Annotated in this window: 14 protein-coding genes and 1 riboswitch; of the genes, 5 read left to right on the top strand and 9 right to left on the bottom strand. The window is 55.1% G+C overall.

The window, feature by feature from the left end:
* Nucleotides 1-238: 238 nt before the first annotated feature.
* The 3 genes from EH198_RS23030 to EH198_RS23020 all read right to left on the bottom strand — a co-directional run bounded on the left by EH198_RS23030 (nucleotide 239) and on the right by EH198_RS23020 (nucleotide 3,934).
* A complete protein-coding gene (locus tag EH198_RS23030; RefSeq protein WP_124697867.1) occupies nucleotides 239-706 on the bottom strand; it encodes a C40 family peptidase in 468 nt (155 codons plus the stop codon).
* Nucleotides 707-726: 20 nt separating this feature from the next.
* A riboswitch (cyclic di-AMP (ydaO/yuaA leader) is annotated at nucleotides 727-866 on the bottom strand.
* Between the two features lie 232 nt (nucleotides 867-1,098).
* Nucleotides 1,099-1,929: a hypothetical protein gene (locus EH198_RS23025; RefSeq protein WP_124697848.1), complete on the bottom strand. Its 831-nt coding sequence runs from the start codon at nucleotides 1,927-1,929 to the stop codon at nucleotides 1,099-1,101.
* A gap of 10 nt (nucleotides 1,930-1,939) precedes the next feature.
* Entirely contained in the window at nucleotides 1,940-3,934 is a 1,995-nt protein-coding gene (locus EH198_RS23020) for a M1 family metallopeptidase (RefSeq protein WP_124697847.1), read from the bottom strand.
* Between the two features lie 257 nt (nucleotides 3,935-4,191).
* Here EH198_RS23020 and EH198_RS23015 point away from each other — a divergent pair, with 257 nt between their 5' ends.
* The gene (locus EH198_RS23015) at nucleotides 4,192-4,698 is read left to right on the top strand and encodes a YwhD family protein (RefSeq protein WP_124697846.1); all 507 of its coding nucleotides are present in this window, start codon (nucleotides 4,192-4,194) and stop codon (nucleotides 4,696-4,698) included.
* A 141-nt stretch (nucleotides 4,699-4,839) separates the two neighbouring features.
* On the opposite strand, the gene EH198_RS23010 is transcribed toward EH198_RS23015, so the two are convergent.
* From EH198_RS23010 to EH198_RS22995, 4 genes are all read right to left on the bottom strand, one after another.
* Nucleotides 4,840-5,313, bottom strand: coding sequence for an AbrB/MazE/SpoVT family DNA-binding domain-containing protein (locus EH198_RS23010; protein ID WP_124697845.1), 474 nt, complete (start codon nucleotides 5,311-5,313; stop codon nucleotides 4,840-4,842).
* A gap of 64 nt (nucleotides 5,314-5,377) precedes the next feature.
* Entirely contained in the window at nucleotides 5,378-6,580 is a 1,203-nt protein-coding gene (locus tag EH198_RS23005) for a stalk domain-containing protein (RefSeq protein WP_124697844.1), read from the bottom strand.
* Between the two features lie 165 nt (nucleotides 6,581-6,745).
* On the bottom strand, nucleotides 6,746-7,432 hold the full coding sequence (locus EH198_RS23000) for a DNA-3-methyladenine glycosylase (RefSeq protein WP_342772051.1): 687 nt from the start codon (nucleotides 7,430-7,432) through the stop codon (nucleotides 6,746-6,748).
* Between the two features lie 203 nt (nucleotides 7,433-7,635).
* Nucleotides 7,636-9,711 carry a transglycosylase domain-containing protein gene (locus EH198_RS22995; protein WP_124697843.1) on the bottom strand — a complete coding sequence of 692 codons (2,076 nt, stop codon included), beginning with the start codon at nucleotides 9,709-9,711 and terminating at the stop codon, nucleotides 7,636-7,638.
* Between the two features lie 229 nt (nucleotides 9,712-9,940).
* Here EH198_RS22995 and EH198_RS22990 point away from each other — a divergent pair, with 229 nt between their 5' ends.
* From EH198_RS22990 to argS, 3 genes are all read left to right on the top strand, one after another.
* Nucleotides 9,941-11,107 carry a hypothetical protein gene (locus tag EH198_RS22990; RefSeq protein WP_124697842.1) on the top strand — a complete coding sequence of 389 codons (1,167 nt, stop codon included), beginning with the start codon at nucleotides 9,941-9,943 and terminating at the stop codon, nucleotides 11,105-11,107.
* 426 nt (nucleotides 11,108-11,533) lie between these two features.
* Nucleotides 11,534-11,971 carry a YwiB family protein gene (locus tag EH198_RS22985; RefSeq protein WP_124697841.1) on the top strand — a complete coding sequence of 146 codons (438 nt, stop codon included), beginning with the start codon at nucleotides 11,534-11,536 and terminating at the stop codon, nucleotides 11,969-11,971.
* A 2-nt stretch (nucleotides 11,972-11,973) separates the two neighbouring features.
* A complete protein-coding gene (gene argS / locus EH198_RS22980; RefSeq protein WP_124697840.1) occupies nucleotides 11,974-13,659 on the top strand; it encodes an arginine--tRNA ligase in 1,686 nt (561 codons plus the stop codon).
* 116 nt (nucleotides 13,660-13,775) lie between these two features.
* On the opposite strand, the gene EH198_RS22975 is transcribed toward argS, so the two are convergent.
* Together EH198_RS22975 and EH198_RS24840 are read right to left on the bottom strand one after the other, a co-directional pair.
* Nucleotides 13,776-14,966 carry a S8 family peptidase gene (locus EH198_RS22975; protein ID WP_124697839.1) on the bottom strand — a complete coding sequence of 397 codons (1,191 nt, stop codon included), beginning with the start codon at nucleotides 14,964-14,966 and terminating at the stop codon, nucleotides 13,776-13,778.
* Between the two features lie 268 nt (nucleotides 14,967-15,234).
* Complete coding sequence (locus EH198_RS24840) at nucleotides 15,235-15,465, bottom strand: hypothetical protein (RefSeq protein WP_185703032.1); 231 nt, start codon at nucleotides 15,463-15,465, stop codon at nucleotides 15,235-15,237.
* Nucleotides 15,466-15,595: 130 nt separating this feature from the next.
* Between EH198_RS24840 and rpoE the strand changes: the two genes are divergently transcribed.
* Complete coding sequence (gene rpoE / locus EH198_RS22970; protein WP_124697838.1) at nucleotides 15,596-16,159, top strand: DNA-directed RNA polymerase subunit delta; 564 nt, start codon at nucleotides 15,596-15,598, stop codon at nucleotides 16,157-16,159.
* The last annotated feature ends 137 nt before the right edge of the window (nucleotides 16,160-16,296 follow it).

The raw sequence follows: 16,296 nt of genomic DNA, 5'->3' as shown, positions 1-16,296 counted from the left end.
TTTGTTGGTTGGCAATCACTTTTAACATAGCAAAGTTCGATTTTGTAGCGCTTACATTCATGAATTCACTTAAAAACCCTGGATAAAAATCGGGTTTTTATGCTAAAAAATTTTTTTGGCGTTGTTTTTTGGAAAAGCTGGTTCAAGCCGCCGAAATAGGTGTATAGCTAAACTATATACAGAAAAAAGGAAAAACCCGGAAATGATTAGCGAGATCATGTTCCGGGTAAGAGATTAATCAATCGTAAGCCACGGCTTGGTATGCGTTTGTGCTCATGACACGTTTGGCGCCGACATAACGGTTGGCCCAATAGGACTGGCTAAGCGAGCTGATAGTTACGCCGCGCGAAGAAGAGGACTGCGCGAATTTGCCGTTGCCGACATAAATGCCGACATGGGAAACGCCGTTTCCGAGCGTATTGAAGAATACCAGATCTCCTGAGCGCAGTTTGCTGCGCGATATGGAAGTTCCTACTTTGAATTGCGCTTTGGATGTACGAGGAAGGGTAAGTCCTACCTTTTTGAAAACGTATTTGGTAAATCCGGAGCAATCGAACCCGGCTGTGCTCATTCCACCGGTTTTATATGAGGTTCCCAAAGTTTTTGCAATAACAGTGTCCATTTTCGAATCTGCGAAAGCGCTTCCGGACCCCAGAGTGAAAACCATCACAAGGCCTATCGCAGCGGCTGCAAGTTTTTTCTTGATATGTTGACCTTTCAAAGCTTGTGTTCCCCTTCCAATGCCTGCGTGGTTAGCTTAAGGATTCGGTTTGAAGGTTCCCTATGACCTCTTTGTTACAAGATCAATTCACCCAAAAAATGGTTCCCCCGCTCCCCGGTGCCCGGGAATTTGGCTAGTTATGCACCAGAACAATCGACTTGATTCATCATCATACGACAAGATAACAAAATAGTTTTAAAAGATTACAAACTTGTCACCTCAACACAAGCCTCATTGTATCAGACGATTTGGGGTTTGGCAAATTTAATTTAGCGGACGAAATATTTGCCAATATAAAAATAAAAAAGAGTTCAGATTCCTGTCACGGAATTTGAACTCTTTTCGCCTGTTTTGCATAAATGATAGAGTTTTTCTAATTATGAATCCTTCGTTTTGCTGCGCCATAGATGATACTGCGCCGACAATCCCCACATATCGAATAAAGTGGAAGGGAGAGGCGCAAGCTGCCTAATGAAGAGCGCGGGCAGTCCGGGACTGAGAAACCCTGTCACCGCGGATACAAGAAAGATCAACAGCCCCCCTAACCCGAACAGAATCCGCAACGCCGCGGCGGGCAGGAAGCAGCGCAAGGCGTCTAGCAGCGAAGGGAATATTCCGGTGCCGCCGGTGTAACCGAACTGCATATACAGCAGGATCAGGCGGATGATAAACACGTACAGAAGCCATCCGAGAATAAAAGGTAGCAGCTTGAGGAACAGCGCCGGCTCCCAGTAAGATGACAGAATGAGTCTGTGCCCCTTCGGCAGAAGCCAGTAAAGGGGGAGCAGGGACAACATCCATTCGGCGGCGCTGAAGAGCAGAACGGGCAGCCCGTACTTTTTCATGCCGGGAAAAAAGAACAGCCCGCGTTCGCCCCGGCTCTCCTGATGCAGCTCATGCAGCAGCCCGGCGCGGATGAACGGCGTAGCCAGCAGGCGCACGCCCGCCAGAATAAGAAGTATCCACAACCAACGCCGCACATCGGGTTCGGAAGACAGGCTGAGCTGGGCGTCGATATAATACAGCAGCCTGCCTGCCGCACTGCCGCCGGCATTCTCGGAAGGGTAACGCAGAAGCGCGGGAACGACAGCCGACCTTACAAAGCGGTACAGAAAGTAGCCCCAGAGCAGCCGGTAGATAAAGAGCAGAATCAGTATATAGAGCTGTTCCTTGACGCTGCCCCAGCCGCGGATTATCCATTTTCTCATTCGATTCACCTCACCAGACGAAAATGCCGAGCACTGTTTCGATCGCGTTTGTCAGGCTTAGCGTCCAGCGGGAAACGAGGGCCGCGGGGAGAGCCGCTTTTCTGAAGTTGTTAATATGCTTGTTCTCCAGCAGGACTTCGTGACCCGGGTCCACCTCGGCCGAAACAAGAGGAGCCGCAGAGGAGAGCCGGAACGAAGTTTTCCCTCCCTGGCCATCCCAGACTTTATGCAGCGTGTGGCCATCGGCGAAGGTGAACTTGACGCTCACGCCGGAATACAGGCTGCCCTTATTGGCGACGGTCGTCAGCGACTCGTAGACGCCGCTTTTACTTTTGCTTACGATAATGTCCTCAACGGAGAAATCGGGAGCGCCTCCGCCGTATACGTAACGGTCAAAGTAATCCTGCCACGATTTTTTGGTCACCTTTTCCACAATTTTTTTAAAATCGGCGGTGCCCGGGTGGCGGAAACGATATTTGCGGGCATAAGAGGACATAATGGAACCCATTGTCTGGGCGCCGACCTGCCGTTCGATATCTTTGAGCACCAGCTTGCCCCGAATGTAGACGTTCTGGGTGTAGACATTCGCGCTGCCGTATTTCCAGGTATCCAGAGTCAGTGGCTTGGGTTTTGTAACGAGACTGGCCTGCAGAGGAAGATTGGAGGCGAGCCCGTATTCCTGCTGCATCAGCCTGTCCTCGGCATAGGAGGTAAAGCTCTCGTCCAGCCAGGCTTCCTCGAACTCGTTGCTGGCCACCATTCCATAGAAGTACTGATGCCCGATTTCGTGAATCACCGTCCGTTCCAGCGAAGTATCGGCAGAGCCGCTCTCCGCGCCGAAGGCGGTGATTAAGGTGGGATACTCCATGCCTCCCGCTCCATTGCCCGCTTTGGGCGGAACGACGATGGACAGCGTGGTATACGGATAGGGGCCGTACCATTTACTGAAAGCGTTCAGCGCGGCCTCGGCGGCCTGGAAATAGCGCTCCTCCAGATTTTTATGCAGGGGGTCCAGATACAGCTTGATCCGCACGCCGGGCACTTCCGCAGAGGAGTAGGCTTTTTCCGCATAGACAAAGTCCGGAGAAGCGGCCCAGGCGAAATCATGAACGTCATCGGCATAAAATTGGTATATTTTTCGTCCCTCTGAAACTTTGGCGTTCCTAACGGGAAAACCGGTTGCAGCCACGGTATAATTCGCGGGAACGGAAATGGCCACGCTGTATATGCCGAAGTCGCTGTAAAATTCGGAGGTGCCGTGGTACTGGTGCAAATTCCAGCCTTTTTCTTCCGTTCTGCGCGTACCCGCGGGCTCGTAGACGCTAAGCTTCGGAAACCACTGCCCGGCCATGACAAAAACTCCGGATTCCCCCATGCGGGCAAAGATTTTCGGCAGACGCACTTCATACTGCAGCTTGATCGTAACGCTTTCCCCGCCGTTCACCGGCTGCGGCAGATGGATCTTGATCAGCGTTTTGTCTTCGGGATTGCCGTCGTCGGGTTGAATGTACTGCATCCGGTGCATAAGGGAGACGCCATCGGTTGTGCGCACATCGGTCAGCGTCATGGAGCCGAATCCGTCCTGAGGCATGCTGTCGCTGCGCAGCTTCCCGCCGGATTCTTTCATGAATGTCGTGCTGTCCGAGGCAAAGGCATTCGGGTAAAGGTGGAAATACAGGTCGCTGACCGGCGTCTTGCCGGGATGGGTCCACGTAACCGTCTCGGCTGCGTTCAGCATGCTTGTGTCAGGAGCGAGCTGCACGCTGATATGGTACTCTGCCACTCTCCTGCTGAGTGCCTGGGCGGAGTTTGCCGCCGGTGGCACGGGCAGAGGGGGCTTTCCGGCCGTTTCCTGACGGGGACTAGCCGGGGACTTGGCCGTTTCCGGGGCGACAGCGGACCGGGAGACCGGGGAAGATCCGGATAGCGCCCATATTCCTCCGCCCAGCAGACAGAGGGCGGCCAGGGCGGAGAAGAGAAAGGTCGTACGGAATCGTCGCTTCATACTGTAATTCCTCCCGTTGACAAGCTTCTACGGGATGTATATGTTGGCATTCGCCGTATTATTAGCTAAAATTAAATTATTCAAGAAGAAACGGCTTCGCCGTCCTTTTAGGGACGGTACCGTTTCTCGTAGAAATATAAGTCAAAATAATAAGCGCACAGCTTATACATTCTTATATTTCAAGAAGAAACGTCTGACAGCGTTCTTGAAGGACGCCTATAAACCATTAATTTATACACCAGGGAAGGGAGTGCGGCATGGACAACAAGCAGCCGGATGGCAAGAAGCAGATTGCTTTGAATATTGTGAACGCCAAAAGCAAGCATAAAGGATTCGGAGCGGGTTCGATCGAACTGAACAACGTGTCGCCTGTAATTATCGACGGGGGCGAAGCGGTCATCGACATTGGTGCCATGCACGCCAAGAGCAAGGTGGAGAAGGGGATCAAGTTCTCCATGAACCGCGAGGATGTGCAAGACGGCAGACAGGTCTGGGTGGTCTGGGTAGCCGTTGAACGCACGCAGGAAGGCCAGCATTACGCGGGGCTTACCGCATGCGAGATGTGGATTGACAGCGAGGCGAAGCGCGGCTGGAAGATCCTTGCGGATCATGTGAACAAGCTTGACTCAGCGCTTAAGCGGCGAATTGTTGTCGAGGGGCTCGGCGCGCAGGAGAAAGCAGCGCTGAAGTCGCTGCTCATCTCGCATAACGCGGACTGGTGGAACGCGTCGCCCGAGGAACTGAAGCAGGCCCTCGAAGGCTGAATACGGCGGTAAGATCTTAACCTTGTGCGGATATGAAGAACCGTTACACGCGAAAAAAGTACACGTGAAAAAAGGCTTCGCCTTTCCTTGCTTACAAGGAAGAGCGAAGCCTTTTATATATAGGCATCGGGACAGCCGTTTCTACCGGCCGTTTGCGAACTTTCGCTTAAGCTGGCTGACTCTGGCCTGGCTGATGCCGAGCATCACGGCAAGTTCCTTCTGATTGGCGGCGGGATGTTCCTGCATCGTTTGTTCCAGCCGGTCACGAAGCTCATCCGATTTGGTTTTCTTTTTGCCTGCGTAAAGATCCGAAGAGGGTACATGGGCCTCCTCATCCGGTTCCTGCTCAGGTGTGCGATCATCCAGACCCGGGTTCACCAGCTCCTGAAGGCAGCGGCTGCAGATGAATTGATCCTTGAAATAGGTGACATTGTCCAGACTCCTGCAAAAGGTACATTCCGTTGAAGTGTATTTCCGCAATACAATAATGTGATCGTCCAGAATGAAAAACTCGATAGGATCCCCAATGTCGATATTGCGCGTCATACGGATTTCTACGGGAACCACAATGCGTCCAAGATTGTCTAAACTTCGGATCATGCCGGTATCCTTCATCCCATGTCCCTCATTTATATCTTCAGATTTGGTGTTATTTAATTATTATAACAGTAAATGTATTTTAAGATAAAGGGGAAAGCATGTACGTAAAATGAATCTTCTGCCCTTCGGTGAAGGATGTCCACTCGAAAGAAAGCAGATCTCCCGAGCGTCCGGTATAAGCCAGTTTGTCGCCGGGATAGTCGATTTCGGTGTCGGGATACGCCTTCAGCCAGGCTTGATCGGCCGCGCTAATCAGTTGCTTGTAGAGCTCGACGGTCTGGCCGCTGCGCCGGTCTATCAGAATGAGCGTGCCTTTCTGGAAGGGCCGGACCAGCAAAAAGTCGGAATCCACGGCTTCTACCGCGAAGGCATCATTGATGCCGGTAAGCTCCAGCAAGTTATACGTTTTATAAATATGGCCGTCCGGATTGACAAGCATGACTGTCTGCCCGTCGACCATGACCACATTGCCCTGAAAAGCAAAGACGTCCCGTTTCATTCCGAGCATTCGGGGGTTCCAATAGTGGGTCTTTGCCTGACGCACCAGGGAACCGCCTGAAACAAGTGCGCGCCAGCGGGTGTTATTAATATGCGGCTCACCGCTGGCATTCTCGATTTCGACGGCATAACTGGCGGAATTGATCCGGCGCGCGGACATGCTTGCCCAGTCGAGATCGGCAACCCGGATCACCCCTGCCCGGAGCGGCACAGAGCCGCTTTGTCCGCTGTACAGGACGCCATGCTCCCGGTTCAGCCAGAACAGCTCCCGTCCCGCTGACGTCATCATATATTTTGGCGTATAAGCCACGGAGAACCGATTGCCGCCTTCCCAGGCGAGGGGAAGGCCGAACGCCTTGGAGAACAACTTGTCCGGCACATACGTCACTCCGTTCCGGACCAGCGTCTCAGCGCCCAGCATAATCGTCTTCCCCGCCGCAGTATAGGCCTTCGGCTGGCCGACCTTCAGGCTGACGGCCTGATACAGCCCCGTCACCTCAAGGCTGGATTTGCCCGGATTCCACAGCAGCTGAAGATCCAGAGAAGAAGAGAGATCTTTCAAAGGGACGTAAGTGGCGCCGTTCTCCTGAAAGCCGGCATGCTCCAGGGTCAACACGCTCTGAACGGGCACTTTTTGGGCCGTCGACGGTGCGGCTGCCGGAGCAAGGGACGGAGCGGCGGCGGATGCCCCCTCGGCCGGCGCAGCGGCAAGAAGGAAGGCGGCAAGAGAGGAAGCGGTGAACAGGGCGGCGGTTCTTCTGGAGACTTTGCTTTGGATAATCATGACTTACCCTCTTTCTTTCAAAAAAATGGAAATTCCTCACTCTATATAGTGACGAATGAGGAATGAAAAAGTTGCAGAATGAAAAGCCTCTCCTTGGGTTCACATAAAAGGAGAGGCTTTTATTGGGGTCTATTCACTTTTACCCAATTAACCGAAGAAGAAACGTTATATGCAGTCTTCTGTCCAGATAAAGGGCTCGGCCCGGCTGTCATGCACCGAGACGTACGGGTTATCCCTGATGTAGAAGCGCCAGGGAAGGGCCGCATACTCTTCCGCGTAGGGGATGTTGATGCGCGGAGCCTGGACAACAGGAAGACTGCGCGGATCATCGCCGCTCTCCAGCCGGAGCGGTCCGCCGGGCTGGTCGAGAAGCAGCCCGCTCAGGCTTCTGTCGATGCGCAGCGCCCGGCACAGCTTGCCTGGACCGCCGGACAGGTCGGACGGCTTGCGGATGGCGGTTCCGCGATTGGCGGCCATAAGCTGCGCATCCCGGGGGGAGAGAGGCTCCACCGCGCGGATCAGCACCGCGTGGGGATCGTTCTCCCCCGCTGTGACTATATTGAAACAGTGATGCATCCCGTAGATGAGATACACATAAGCGATTCCTCCGGCGCGGAACATGACGTCGGTGCGGTCCGTCCGCCTTCCGCCATAGGCGTGGCTGCCTTTGTCTTCCGCTCCGCCATAGCTCTCCGTCTCCACGATCCGGCAGCGGATCTCCCCGTCCTCCGTGAGGCGGACGAGATGCTGGCCGAGCAGCAGCGGCGCCGCATGGAGTGCGGACAGGGCATAGAGTGAGGATGGAGGCAGACCTTCAGGCTTGCGGCAGTCATTTTGGTTAATAGGTACCACGTATAGAGGCCACCTCTCTTACAAAAGCGGATAGAAGCCGTTCTTCTTGAAATATCAGAAAGTATAAGCTTCGCGCTTAACCTTAACCTGATATTTTTACGAGAAACGGATGCCTTCCTCTTCCAGAGGACGGCGAAGCCGTTTCTTCTTAGCTTGATGTGTCTTATCGTACCGGACCTTTACCCGCCGTGCAAGGGCAGGAACTAATTGAGCCACCAGCGCTTGATATCGCTCCACCAGGAATGGTCTTCTCCGGAAACGCCCCCCTGCTTGGCGTCATTTCCTGCCGCCTGCGCCCCTTCTTTGCCACCTCCGTGCAAATCGCAGTAGGCGGTCGGCTCGGTGCCGCTGATAAAGGTCTCCAGCGCCTTATCCGGGCAGGCCGCGGTGGCCAGTTTGCCGGATTCGGGGTTGATGTAGACGCTGACGACGCCGTCGGGAATCGGAAAAATCTTCGGAGGCACATTCTCCAGCGCCTTTTCCGTATACTGCGCAAAAATCGGCGCCGCCCGTCTTCCTTCGGTAGTCGTAATATCGCGTCCTTTGTCATAGCCTACCCAGACGGCGGTGGCCAGCTCCGGTGTAAAGCCGACCATCCAGGCATCGGTATCCGTCGTTCCGGTCTTGCCGGCGACGGGACGCTTGATCAGCGAGGCTACCCGGTTGCCGGTTCCCCCCGTCTCGAACACGCCTTCCATCAGCCGGGTCAGCACATAAGCGGCTGCCGGTGAGACGACGCTTTCCCCTTTCGCCTTGGGCGCTTCGTACAGTATGTTTCCCTTGGCGTCCGTTATCTTCAGGATCGCCGGCGCCGGCATTTTGACGCCTCCGTCCGCGATTACAGAGAAGGCTCCGGCCATTTCGAGCGGGCTGACCGGCGAAGCGCCGAGCGCAAGCGAGGGCACGTCCGAAAGCGGGCTGACGATGCCCATCTTGCGGGCCATTTCAATGACCTTTTCCGGCCCCACCTTCATGATGGTATTGACGGCGTAGATATTGTCCGAGGCCGCGATCGCCTGGCGCATGTTGATCTCGCCGAGGTATTTATCCCCGAAGTTCCGGGGCTGGTACGTCTTGCGGTTGTTGTCGTAATGGAACAGAGTCGGCTGACTGTTGAAGACGGTAAGGCCCGTCATTTCCTTCCCGGACAGCGCGGTCAAGTACATAATCGGCTTGAAGGAGGAACCGGGCTGGCGGGTTGTCGCGAGCGCATGATTGAACTGGTTGGCGCGGTAATTGACGCCTCCGACCATGGCCTTGATATAACCGGTGCGGGGATCAATGGAGACGAGCGCCGTCTCCAGGCCGCCCGCTCCCGCCATCCCTTGTGCAACCGCCGCTTCCGCCGCCTGCTGCATATCCGGATCGAGCGTGGTATATACGCTCAGCCCTTCCAGTTCCAGCTCATCGGTGCCGATGCCGAGCAGCTTTGCAGCCGCGGTGCCTACATAGTCGCGGAAATAGGGCGCCGATTGCGAAGCCGTCTGCTCTTCCCGGGGTTTAATATCCAGAGTCTCCGCCTCCGCCCGGGCAGCCTCCGCCTTTGTGATTTCGCCCATTTCTACCATGGAGGACAGGATGATCCTCTGGCGATTTTTGGCGTTGTCCGGGTGATTGTACGGTGAATAATACGTCGGCCCCTTCGGAATACCGGCCAGGAGCGCGCTTTCCGCAAGATCAAGCGAAGCGGCGGGTTTGCCGAAATACATCCGGGAGGCTGCCTCGACGCCGTATGCGCCGTGGCCGTAATAAATTTCATTGAGGTACATGCGCAAAATGTCGTCCTTGCTGTACTTCATCTCCAACTGCAGCGTATAAAATGCTTCTTTGGCCTTGCGGGTCCACGTTTTTTCATGGGAAAGATACAGGTTTCGGGCAAGCTGCTGGGTCAGCGTGCTGGCGCCCTGGGAGCGGCTTCCCTTTTCCAGATTAACCAGCACCGCCCGCCCCATGCTCTTGAAATTAAATCCGGTATGCTCATAAAATTTGCGGTCCTCCACCGCGAGCGTCGCCTGAATCAGCAAAGGGGATATATCTTTAAGCCCCACCGGATCATGGCTGCGCCCGTCGGCAGAGAAGACGGCCAGCACATTTCCACGGGAGTCCAGCAGTCTGGAGCGGGCATCGTCCGGAATCGGCGGGAGGTCCTTCTGGTATAAATAGCCGAGCAGCGCGCCGGCGGCGAGAAGCAGCAGAACCGCGGTACCGGCCAGCAGCCGGAGGGCTCTGCGCCAGCGGCTTTTTTTCCGTACAGGCTTATCGGAAGATTGAGACGGCATGATACCATGCTCCTTTGCACAAGATGGATTCTTCTATTCATTATGGGGAAGGAAGAGTTCGGATATTCATGAAGGCTGAGGAAACGGCGCGTGACCTATTCCGGAACCGGCCGCCGGTGAATAAATTGTCTCCATTCTGTGATTATTATTAGGTGGATGCCTGTACGACTTTGGCGTATACCTTTTATAGAAGGGCGAGAGCCGGGTAATGGATAAAGGAGGTGCTGACATGATATTGACTAAAAGATTACGCAACAAAGCGCTGCTGCTTCTTTCAGCGGCCCTGTTGGCTTTGACCGGCTGGAGCGCGGAGGCGCCGCGGGCGGCGTCAGCGCAGGCGCCTGTCTGCGGAACCGGCGATCACGGACTGCTCCAGGAGCTTCAGAAAAAGCATTTGAATGCCAATGAATCGCCGCTGGTCTTCTCCGATATTCAGTTTTTGGGCGCAAATACGGGCCGCGCGGTGGGAAACGGCTTCATGATCGGAACATCGAACGGCGGCTGTACGTTTCAGACGATTTATGAAGGCCAATGGTCTTTCCGGAAAATCGACTTTCCCGACAATGTCTATGGCTGGGCGCTGGCGTCCGTTCAGGACGGACAATCCGGCTATTTGATCCGGACGATGGACGGAGGGTCGCACTGGAAGCGGCTATCAAACGATCCGGTCAGTTTTACAAAAATCGATTTTATCGACCGCCAGCACGGATTTGCATATGATTGGGCCTTTGCCTACTACACCAGCGACGGAGGGGAGAGCTGGAGCAAGATTCGGACCCCCGCCAACACCCGCGGTGCGGTCTTCACAAGCCGCAGCAGCGGCTGGGCGGTAACGGTCGCTCCGGGCGCGGGCTACCGGGTCATGAAGACGGCAGACGGAGGTAAGAGATGGTCGCTTAAGCTGAAATCAGCGTTCTCCTATCCGGTACTCGGCGATATTTACGCCAAGGGTAGTCAGGTATGGACGGTGTTGTACGGGGACACAGGCATGTCCCAGACGTCCTATTCTTTGTACGCCAGCGCGGACGGCGGCGGGAGCTGGCGGCGCGTTATCGCCCAGTCAACGGCGGGCGGCGGACCGGCGCCGGGAAGCGGCGGGAATCCGCTGGCGAAAGGTCCAGTCGCTGGCAAGCCCGGCAATATGCAGCTGGCCGGCGGCGGCGCCTTCCTGCTCGGCTACTCACCGGCCGGGGAAGAGGTCGGCGTAGGCCGCTCTTACACGGGCGGCAAGCAGTGGAGCAACCTGCCCGGCATTCCGGGATTTGACGGAGTGATTTCTTTCACCGGAGACAAGGAGGGCTGGCTTGCCGTCAGAGGGCCGGGGCAGTCTTCACTGTATGCCACGCAGGACGGCGGCTACACATGGAAGCTGAAGCTCTCTTTTAATACGAAGTAAGTAGCATTCGGAATGCCGAGCATCCCGGGAGCAGACAGCGCAAGAACGGCGGGTGCTGAATGGAATGACCTTTAAGGAATAGAGCATTGGGGGTGACCCGAAAGTCAAGAAATGGCTGCGGGGCCCCCTTTTTATTTGCATCTATCTAGCGGAACCGGTCAGGGCGAGTGTGATTATGAAGTGCGGTATGTTAAAATTCTACATAATCCAGTGCAGCCTTCAGCCGGAAAGTTCAATGCCTTTCTATATTAGAGAAGTTCGTGAATGGCTGCGGGGGATTCAGGCGATCGCTCTGCAACGCTTTGTCTGAATTTGAATATTCATTAATATAGCGATTGAATTGGCCCGATGAACTGATTATAGTAATACAATGGGAAAGATGACGGCCCGCGCGGAAGCGGAGCCGCGAAGAATGGAGGGGCGAGGGTGCCAGACAACCAGCCGCATAAATATGGCGTTTCCGTTACGCTCGCCAGCCTGCATGAAGGAGAGACAAGCGTTTTCAGCGTTGGCGGGGAGGCCCTGCAGAAGGGGCCGCAGCTGTATATCCGTTTCGAGGAGCCCAGCCAGGGACCGGAAGGCCCGGCAGACTCCGTACGGACAACGATCAAGATTCTGGATGACGAGCTCCGGATTATCCGTCATGGCGGAGTCGAGTCCGAGCAGTCTTTTCGGAGCGGACAGCGTCTGCCTGGATTTTACCGGTCTCCATATACCCAATTCAATCTTTCCACCGAGACAAGAATGCTCGGCATCTCGAGGCAAGGACGTTCCCTGACGGTAAAATGGGAATACGAATTATATGTGTACAACGAGCCGTCGGGACAGTTTGCCATCAGTTTGCATATACAGGAGGAACCCTAAAGATGAAACAAAGTCAAAATCCGCTTGCCCTGATCAATGAAAGGGTGAAAGAAGCCATCGCCGATGCGGTTGTCACCGCCGGCCTGGTTCAGCGGGAAGAGCTTCCGAGCATTGTGCTGGAAGTGCCGAAGGACAAAGCCCATGGCGATCTGGCGACTAACGCCGCCATGCAGCTGACCAAGATCGCGAAGCGCAATCCGCGCCAGATCGCCGAGGCGATTGTGGAGCATCTGGATTTGAGCAAGGCCTCGATTGAAAAAGCGGAAATCGCCGGCCCGGGATTCATTAACTTTACGCTGTCCAAGTCCTACCTGTATCCGGTCATCGGTCTTTCCCTGGAGCAGGGTGATGATTACGGCCGCACCGACGCCGGTCAGGGACAGAAGGTTGAAGTCGAGTTCGTCAGCGCCAACCCGACGGGCAGCCTGCACCTTGGCCATGCCCGTGGAGCAGCCGTAGGTGATGCGCTATGTAACGTGCTGGATTTCGCCGGATACGAGGTTACGCGCGAGTATTATATCAACGACGCAGGCAACCAGGTCGCCAACTTGTGCAAGTCGATCGAGACCCGGTATTTGCAGGAGCTGGGCCAGCCGGCGGAAATGCCGGAGGATGGCTATTTTGGCGAAGACATCAAGGGCTTTGCCAAAGAGCTTGTCGCCGAAAAAGGTGATTCGCTGCTGGAGATGACGCCCGGAGACCGGGCCGCCTTTTTCCGCACTTACGGACTGGAGAAGGAACTGGACAAAATCAAGCGCGACCTCGGACGATTCCGCGTGCCTTTCGACATCTGGTTCAGCGAAACTTCGTTATACGAAACCGGGGAAGTGCTGCGCGCGCTTGACGAGCTGCGGGACCGCGGCGAAGTATATGAGCTGGACGGCGCCACCTGGCTGCAGACCACCAAGTACGGCGACGACAAGGACCGCGTGCTGATTAAGAACGACGGCACCTATACGTACCTTACGCCGGATATCGCCTATCACAGCGATAAATACGGCCGTGGATACGACAAAATGATCAATATTTGGGGCGCCGACCATCACGGATACATTCCGCGGATGAAAGCGGCGATGGCTTCGCTGGGCAACGATCCGGACAAGCTGGTCGTACTGATCGCCCAAATGGTCAGTCTGTTCCAGGACGGTGAAAAGGTAAAAATGTCCAAGCGGACCGGCAAGGCGGTCACAATGGAGGATTTAATGGACGAAGTCGGCGTCGACGCGATCCGCTATTTCTTTACTATGCGCAGCATGGATTCCCATCTGGACTTCGACATGGATCTCGCCGTTTCGACCTCAAACGAAAATCCGGTATTCTATGTACAATACGCGCATGCGCGTATTTGCAGCGTATTCCGTCAAGCCGAGGAGCAGGGTATTACCCTGCCGGAATTGGCCGGAATCGATTACTCGAAGCTGACGGCGGAGCATGAATACGCCCTGCTGCGCAAAGTCGGCGAGCTTCCTTTCGAGGTGGCTCTGGCCGCCGAGGGCTACGCGCCGCACCGCCTGATCCGCTATGTGTACGAGCTGGCCGCGCTCTTCCACAGCTATTACAAGGCGGAGCGCGTCATCACCGAAGACGCCGCCCAGACGCTCGCGCGGCTCGCGCTCCTCGGCGCCGTCCGCCAATCCATTGCGAACGTGCTGCGCCTTGTTGGCGTGACGGCGCCGGAACGGATGTAGGCGCCTTATACCCAATACGCGCATCCACCAGCCGCGTTTAACCGCACGCAAGCCAGAAGCCGCCCCCCCGGGGCGGCTTCTTATCATGGATTTAAAGCTGAATGCCGACTCAGCCTTCAGCCCGGCATTCGCGGCGCCGACCCGGCGCCTGTCGGCCGCCTTGCCCGCGCCCGCAGCAGGCGCATCGCGTCTACCGCACCTCCGCCCAGCGTAGCGCGGCGCTGGCCCTTCCGCAGCAGCAGCGGCGATGAGGTGCGGCGCAGCGCCAGCTTCAGCTCCCGGGGCGTAATCCCCGGGCGCAGAGCGAGCAGCAGGGCGGCGGCTCCCGTCACATGGGAGGTTGCCATGGAGGTGCCGCTCATTTCTTTGTAGCCTTCCTTCGGCCAACAGGAAGTGACATTTTCCCCCGGGCCGTATACGTCGATATAGGAACCGTGGTTGCTGAAGGAGGCGACGCGGCGCTTGCGGTCGATAGCGCCAACGGCGATGGCCTCGCTGTACCGGGCCGGGTAGTCTCCCCCCCGTTTCCCGTCATTGCCCGACGAGGCAATAATCGGAATGCCGGCACGGTAGGCTTTGACGACAACGTCATGCAGCGCATTGCTGCGGCTTTTCATTCCGAAGCTCATGTTAATGAGATCGATCCGGTTCTGAACGCACCAATCGATGGCGAGCACGATATCGGACACAAAAGCCGAGCCGGTATGATCGAAGGCTTTGACCGGATAAATTAGGGAACGCGGCGCCACCCCCATCATGCCCCGCATGCCGCCAGCGGCGGCGAGCGTTCCGGCGATATGCGTGCCGTGCCCGTTATCATCTATAGGCAGCATGCCGCGATGCAACAGATTCACTCCGGAGGCGAGCGAACTCTTAAGATCGGGATGGAGGAAATCCGCTCCGGTGTCAATGACGCCGATTTTAATATGAACGCCGGTCGATCTCGACCATGCCTGGGGAGCGCGAATCGCCCTGACGCCCCAAGGCAGAGAGTGCGAATTCTTATTCGCGGCAGGAGACTGGGTATGTGAATGGATTTGAATGCGCAGATCCTCTTCGACGGCGACAGCTTCGGAATATCTTTGCACCAGCTTCACGGCTCCGGCCGCTGGCACAAAAAAGGCCCGGATCAGTGGAGACACTTTGACCCTGCGCAGTCCGGGCCGGCGCGACTTTAGGGATTTCCACTGCGACAGCGCTCCGGCATACTGACGGGGATCGTGAAAAGTAACGATTCGCCGTTCAGCGTTTCCGGGAGCGGCCGCTGCTTCTTCAAGCACCAGTTTCCAAAATTCGTGAAAGTCCATTGTTCTGCAATCCCCTCCTGCTGCCGTACTTCCATATTTTATGAGGAGGGGGAGAAGCCCGCGTGGGAACTTGCCTTTTTTTGCTGAAATAGGCCGTGTGTCGTGTCAAAAGAGAGTCGAACACATAAAATAGTGTAAGAGGGAAGGCCCTCTTTGAAACAACGCCGAGCCAATCCTTGGCGTGGATACAGTCAGGTGCGGAGGAGCTTCCTCCGCCTTTTTATTAAAATAATAAGAATTTATAAGCTGCGCCCTTATTTTAGGGGCTTTATATTTCGACGAGAAACGGATGCCTGCAGGCGATACGAGTATCGCTCGCTTCGGAAGCATAAGCTCCGGAGAGGATGGCGCAGCCGTTTCTTCTTGTCTCCGCACATCTTCGCCGTCCGGTTGACAGCCACTTCGGAATCGGCGGCATTTTTTCGAGACTCCGTCCACCCAGTTTTTTCGGGGAAACTTCATTAAACGGTTGATACCGGCCTTCCGAAATCAGGGGCATCCCTATGCACCAATTTGACTTGCATTTTGTTCCCAAATAGGTTTTACTTAGGTTTGTCAATGAATGTTAACGAAATAACGACTGAGTAAAGCCATAGCGTGAACAATGCGTGAGAGGAAGTGTCCCGAAAGTGAGTACGCCACTTAATTTGAAGCTGGATCCTGAAAAAATCAAAGAAATGCCGATGGTGGACTTGGCGTTTCTGATTCTGAAAACGGCCAATACGCCGTTCTATTACCGTGATCTGATGGTCGAGGTGGCCAAGCTGCGCGGAATGTCCGAAGAAGAGATCAACGATACGATTGCCCAGTTATATACCGAAATTAATATCGACGGGCGTTTTGCCTGTGTCGGAACCAACCTGTGGGGTCTGAAGCGCTGGTATCCGCTGGAGCGCTCCGACGATCCGATCGGCAACTCCAAGCGTCCGCGCATCATCAATGATGAAGACGATGATGACGATGACGATTTCACCGAAGAAGAAGACTCTTACTCCGGCGATGACGAAGACTTTGACGTGATCGACGAGGACCGCGACGATCTGTATTCCGACGATGACAGCGATGAGGAAGTCGACGAAGAAGTCGTAATAGACGATGAGGATATAGAGGAAGAGGATATAGAGGACGATGAGGAAGCCGAGGAAGAGGCCGACGATGAAGCTTCGGATGATGAAGACGACGACAAAATTTAAGACGTTTCTCGTCCAATAATTCTTTCTTGACATCAACAAAGCCGACAGAGTAAACTATTTGATGGGCTTATGATGAATTTAAATTCTATATTTTCAAAAATAAAAAGTGCCCCCGGTTCTGCGGGTGTCACTTTTTT

The sequence above is a fragment of the Paenibacillus rhizophilus genome, from assembly GCF_003854965.1.
GTDB lineage: Bacteria > Bacillota > Bacilli > Paenibacillales > Paenibacillaceae > Paenibacillus_AQ > Paenibacillus_AQ rhizophilus.
Note: the sequence above shows the minus strand (reverse complement) of the source record. Positions and strands in the feature narration are given on the sequence as shown.